We start from the raw sequence: 5,086 nt of genomic DNA on the forward strand, positions 1-5,086 counted from the left end.
GAAAGCGTTCGCCGGAAGGGAGGAACAGGCCTTGCCGGCCAAGTTCATTGCGGATGCCGAAAACATCAGCGGGTTTGCCCAGGACATCGATGACATGACGCTCAGCAACCAGGGTTCGGGTGAATGGCTGTTGCGCCAAGGCAAAGCGCGGAATGGTCACGCTGCCGGCGAGCGCCAGGGATGCGCCAAGGAAGGCGCGACGAGAGAGTTGCGTACTCATGGTACTGCTCCAAAATCTGAAAACGGGACTGGCCCGAAGGCGGTCGAAGGGCTTCAGATATGGATGGGTGGACGGAAAAGCAGTGGTCGCCAGGATGCGGACCAGCTGTCCAGCGTGAACGGTTCGGCCCCGAAATGCAGTGTCGAGTCGGGCATGACAGGGGCTGACAGCAGCAAACCAGTACAGGAGGGGCAGACCTGTTGCGTGCAGTCCTCCCCATTCACTACGTTCGCATGACTGGCTTTTTCAGGGCCATGACCATGGTGATCGCAGGGTTGAGCGGAAACAGCCGTACGGTGAAATGGCGAATGTGTCGTCGCAGCAAAGACCATCGAGGCGTTAAGAGTCAACGCCATCAGCAAGGTCAGCAGGATGCGAACGATCAGCTTCATATGTGCTCGATGCCCGACTTGAATTTCATGGGCCCTGCTTTCTGGCGGGGTCAAGTGACTACACGTGCTGGTTACCGACGAACCGCATGAAGACAAATTCACCCGAACCGTCAAACGCCATAACATCGTAGGGGTCGAGGTCGCTGCCTGCGGGGCCGCCCATCCCGGGGGAACCGATTGGCATGCCTGCAACAGCTAGGCCGCTGATCTGCGGACTCTGATCAAGCAAGGCGACGATGGCCTCTGCGGGCACATGACCTTCGATTACATATCTGTCAATTGTCGCCGTGTGGCATGAACGAAGCTCGGTTGGGACCCCGAGTTTGTCCTTGACGGCCTCCATCTCTTCGATCTCTTCGACGTCGACCGTAAATCCGGCTTGCTCAAGGTGGCGCGCCCAACCGGTGCAACAACCACACCAGGGATCTTTCTTGATCGAGACTATCGGGCTTGCGTCCTGCGCCTGCGCCGGCCACAGCATGTTCGCGCCCGCGAGGCTCAGGGCGCCGATGGCGAAAGTACGTCGGGTGATCAGCATGGGGAGCCTTTGCATCCAAGGAAACCGGTCAAATGATGCGCGGTCATTCTGTCCGCGTGATGGCAAACCGGACAGAGCGATCCTTAGGACCGCTTTGCCCGGTTGGCATTGATCTGGGGTAATCAGGCAGCCAGCGTGCCGGTATAGCCCGCCAACTTGATGGCATCAGCGATATCCTGCACGGAGCGGGCCGTTTCCACCTGAACCGTGCGAGCAGCGACGTCGATCTTGATTTCGCAAGCCGGATCGGTGCTTTTGACGGCCTTCTCAATGGTCGAGGCGCAATGGCCACAGGTCATGTCCGAGACGGTGAAGTTATACATGTCGTGTCCTTTTTGGTTGAGACACGCTGGAAATGGTTCTTCCCACGGTGGGAGGGTCAAGTCCCAATTTGCAGATTTTTCGCCTCACCATTTCTCGCAAGAAAGTGCTTGACCTTACCAACGTTGGAAGGCGCAGATGGAATGGCAGTCGAAATGAAAGGACTGCAAAATGTCTACGGACACCATCTCATCCGGATCCAGTTTCGAGTTCCCGATTGAAGGCATGACCTGCGCGTCCTGCGTACTGCGCGTCGAGAAGGCGATTGCAGCCGTTCCTGGTACGATCAAGGCCATTGTCAACCTGGCCACTGAGCGGGCGAGCGTGGAAACCGATGGATCGGTACAACCCGGTGCTATCATCGCCGCCATCAACTCGGCCGGTTATGAAACCAGCGTCGAAGGCTTTGAACTCGAAATCGAAGGCATGACCTGCGCTTCTTGCGTCGGACGCATCGAGCGGGCTCTGTCCGCCGTGCCCGGCGTCGTCAGTGCCAGTGTCAATCTCGCCACTGAAAAGGCCACCATCAGGGCAACGGGCGGTCTGGTGACGCGCGCCGTGCTGGAAGCCACGGTCAGGGAGGCCGGCTATGACGTCCGTCAGGTCGCGTCCGAAGCCGGTGCCGAGCCGGTCCCCGCCGCCGACCGCAAAGCGGCAGAGGCGCGCAAGCTCAGCTGGGCCTTTGGCCTCTCGGCCGTGTTGACCGCCCCGCTCTTCGTCATGGAAATGGGCTCGCACTTCATTCCGGCGGTGCACATGTTCATCATGAACACCATCGGCATGCAGACCAATCACTATCTGCAGTTCATCCTGGCCACCGTCGTCCTGTTTGGGCCCGGTCTGCGCTTTTTTCAAAAGGGTATTCCGGCCTTGCTGCGCGGCGCCCCGGACATGAACTCGCTCGTCGTCCTGGGCACGTCGGCCGCCTGGGGCTTCTCGGTGGTCTCCACCTTCTTTGCCGGGCTGCTCCCTGCCGGAACCGCCAATGTCTATTATGAAGCGGCAGCGGTCATCGTGACGCTGATCCTTCTGGGGCGTCTTCTTGAAGCGCGCGCCAAGGGCCGCACCAGCCAGGCCATCCAGCGCCTCGTCGGCTTGCAGGCCAAGACCGCGCGCGTTGTACGCGATGGGGCCGTGATTGAATTGCCGCTCGACGCCGTCCGCGCCGGGGACCGCATCCAGATTCGCCCCGGCGACAAGGTTCCGGTCGATGGCGTGGTCCGGTCCGGCGAGTCCTATGTTGACGAAGCCATGATCACGGGCGAGCCTATTCCCGTCCGCAAGGTGGAGGGCGACGAGGTCGTTGGCGGCACGATCAACAAGACCGGCTCCTTCGAATTCGAAGCCACCAAGGTCGGCGCCAACACGCTTCTGGCCCAAATCATCCGCATGGTCGAGGCCGCACAAGGCTCCAAGCTGCCCATCCAGGCGCTGGTTGATCGTGTCACCGGGGTCTTTGTCCCGATCGTCATTGCAATCGCTCTGGCCACCTTTGCCGTCTGGTTTGTTTTTGGCCCGTCGCCGCAGCTCACCTTCGCCCTGGTCAATGCCGTCGCCGTGCTGATCATTGCTTGCCCATGTGCCATGGGCCTGGCAACCCCGACCTCCATCATGGTCGGCACCGGCCGCGCCGCCGAGCTGGGCATCCTATTCCGTAAGGGAGAGGCCCTGCAGACCCTGCGTGATGTCAATGTTGTTGCCCTCGACAAGACCGGCACTCTCACCAAGGGCCGCCCGGAACTGACCGACTTGATCGTGACCGGGGGCTTTGATCGCACCGAAATCCTGCGTCAGGTGGCGAGCCTTGAAACCCTCTCGGAGCACCCGATTGCCGAAGCCATCGTTGCCGCTGCTGAAAAGGAGGGGCTGTCTCTGACGGCCCCACAGGGGTTTGAGGCCACGCCGGGCTATGGGATTTCCGGCATTATTGAAGGCCGAAAGGTTCTTGTCGGCGCGGATCGCGCCCTGGCCAAGGCCGGCATTGCTGTCGATCACTTCGCCGGTAGTGCCCGCCAGTTGGGTGATGAAGGCAAGAGCCCGCTCTATGCCGCCATCGACGGCACGCTTGCTGCCATCATCGCTGTAGCCGACCCCATCAAGCCGACCAGCCGCAGCGCCATTGCTGCTCTCCATGAGCAGGGTCTGAAAGTGGCTATGATCACCGGCGACAATGCCCGCACCGCGCAGGCAATTGCCCGCCAGCTGGGGATTGACGAAGTGGTTGCCGAGGTGCTGCCCGAAGGCAAGGTTGAAGCCATTAAGCGTCTCAGGGCCAATGGTCGCAAGCTAGCCTTCGTGGGTGATGGCATCAACGATGCCCCGGCACTGGCCGAGGCGGATGTCGGTCTTGCTGTTGGTACCGGCACCGACATCGCCATCGAAAGCGCGGACGTGGTCCTGATGTCGGGTGACTTGCGCGGCGTTTCGACAGCCCTCGCGATCAGCCGGGCCACCATCCGCAACATCAAGCAGAATCTGTTCTGGGCCTTCGCCTATAATGCTACACTGGTGCCGATTGCTGCCGGAGCGGCCTTCCCGTTTACCGGAATGCTGCTCTCCCCTGCGCTTGCCGCCGGTGCCATGGCCTTGTCGAGCGTCTTCGTGCTCGCCAATGCCCTCCGCCTACGCTCCTTTGGAGCGCCGGCCGGCTCCGAAGCAGGTGCCTCTGGTGCGCCACTTGAGCTGGAGTACGCAAAATGAACATTGGACACGCTGCAAAGGCTACGGGTATCTCGACCAAGATGATCCGCTATTATGAGACCATCCGTCTGATCACTCCTGCACACCGGTCGGATGCCGGGTATCGGGTCTATACCGACCATGACATTCACGCTCTGCGCTTCATCAATCGCGCCCGGGACCTCGGTTTCTCGGTCGAACAGATGCGAGACCTCCTGGCGCTCTGGCGGGACCGCAGCCGCGCCAGTGCCGACGTGAAGGCCATTGCGTTGGAGCACGTTGCCAAGTTGAAGGAAAAAGCGCTAGCGCTTGAGGCGATGAGTCGAACACTTGAGCATCTGGCCGAAAATTGCCACGGAGATGACCGGCCTGACTGCCCAATAATAGAAGAGTTCGCCGTATCACTCGCACCAACGGTACTGTTGAGAAGAAGACCACGATTTGGTCTTGCGGGTGAAATAGACCCGCACACCCACTAATCATTTAAGGCGGTGATTTTTCACCGCCTTTTTGTTTGAAACATATCTCTTCTTACCTCTTGACTCTACCAGCGTTGGAAGCCGGACACCTGGGTTAATCGCAATCGGCGAGAAACCTTTTCTGGGGAACTCCAATGCAAAAGTTCACACCGGATCCGAAGAGATGGGCCGCTCTGGCATTGCTGTGTGCCGCCCAATTCATCGTCATCCTCGATACTTCCATCATCGGCGTGGCACTGCCCGCCATCCAAGCCGATCTCGGCTTTTCCGCCAGCGGTCTGAGCTGGATTTTCAACGCCTATGTCATCGCCTTTGGCGGCCTGTTGCTGCTCGGCGGTCGGTTGAGCGACCTGTTCGGCGCCCGCCGCATTTTCACGACCGGCTTTGTCATCCTGACCGCCGCCTCCCTGCTGGCCGGCCTCGCGTCAAGCCAGGAAATCCTGCTTGCCGGTCGTGC

The 5,086-nt window shown here is 60.2% G+C and carries 6 protein-coding genes and 1 pseudogene; 3 read left to right on the plus strand and 4 right to left on the minus strand.

What is annotated here, in order from left to right; genetic code table 11:
* The 4 genes and pseudogenes from GGR20_RS18285 to GGR20_RS18300 form a co-directional block, all read right to left on the minus strand.
* Positions 1 to 220: pseudogene (locus tag GGR20_RS18285) on the minus strand (copper oxidase); the annotation flags it as partial.
* Between the two features lie 53 nt (positions 221 to 273).
* Positions 274 to 612: a hypothetical protein gene (locus GGR20_RS18290; protein ID WP_183312791.1), complete on the minus strand. Its 339-nt coding sequence runs from the start codon at positions 610 to 612 to the stop codon at positions 274 to 276.
* Between the two features lie 58 nt (positions 613 to 670).
* The gene (locus GGR20_RS18295; RefSeq protein ID WP_246349782.1) at positions 671 to 1,150 is read right to left on the minus strand and encodes a DUF411 domain-containing protein; all 480 of its coding nucleotides are present in this window, start codon (positions 1,148 to 1,150) and stop codon (positions 671 to 673) included.
* A 122-nt stretch (positions 1,151 to 1,272) separates the two neighbouring features.
* Complete coding sequence (locus GGR20_RS18300; RefSeq protein WP_183312793.1) at positions 1,273 to 1,473, minus strand: heavy-metal-associated domain-containing protein; 201 nt, start codon at positions 1,471 to 1,473, stop codon at positions 1,273 to 1,275.
* Between the two features lie 169 nt (positions 1,474 to 1,642).
* Between GGR20_RS18300 and GGR20_RS18305 the strand changes: the two genes are divergently transcribed.
* From GGR20_RS18305 to GGR20_RS18315, 3 genes are all read left to right on the plus strand, one after another.
* Positions 1,643 to 4,171 carry a heavy metal translocating P-type ATPase gene (locus GGR20_RS18305; RefSeq protein ID WP_183312794.1) on the plus strand — a complete coding sequence of 843 codons (2,529 nt, stop codon included), beginning with the start codon at positions 1,643 to 1,645 and terminating at the stop codon, positions 4,169 to 4,171.
* Positions 4,168 to 4,629 carry a Cu(I)-responsive transcriptional regulator gene (cueR, locus tag GGR20_RS18310; protein ID WP_183312795.1) on the plus strand — a complete coding sequence of 154 codons (462 nt, stop codon included), beginning with the start codon at positions 4,168 to 4,170 and terminating at the stop codon, positions 4,627 to 4,629. Before GGR20_RS18305 ends, cueR begins: the two co-directional genes overlap by 4 nt.
* A 134-nt stretch (positions 4,630 to 4,763) precedes the next feature.
* Positions 4,764 to 5,086 (plus strand): MFS transporter (locus GGR20_RS18315; RefSeq protein WP_183312796.1); only part of this gene is annotated, 323 nt, incomplete at its 3' end.

It is taken from the genome of Devosia subaequoris (assembly GCF_014197055.1).
GTDB classification, from domain to species: Bacteria; Pseudomonadota; Alphaproteobacteria; order Rhizobiales; family Devosiaceae; genus Devosia; species Devosia subaequoris.

Coding starts and splice junctions, on each gene's coding strand:
- GGR20_RS18295 (WP_246349782.1), bottom strand. CDS start 1,150: ATGCTGATCACCCGACGTACTTTCGCCATCGGCGCCCTGAGCCTCGCG.
- GGR20_RS18290 (WP_183312791.1), bottom strand. CDS start 612: ATGAAGCTGATCGTTCGCATCCTGCTGACCTTGCTGATGGCGTTGACT.
- GGR20_RS18300 (WP_183312793.1), bottom strand. CDS start 1,473: ATGTATAACTTCACCGTCTCGGACATGACCTGTGGCCATTGCGCCTCG.
- cueR (WP_183312795.1), top strand. CDS start 4,168: ATGAACATTGGACACGCTGCAAAGGCTACGGGTATCTCGACCAAGATG.
- GGR20_RS18305 (WP_183312794.1), top strand. CDS start 1,643: ATGTCTACGGACACCATCTCATCCGGATCCAGTTTCGAGTTCCCGATT.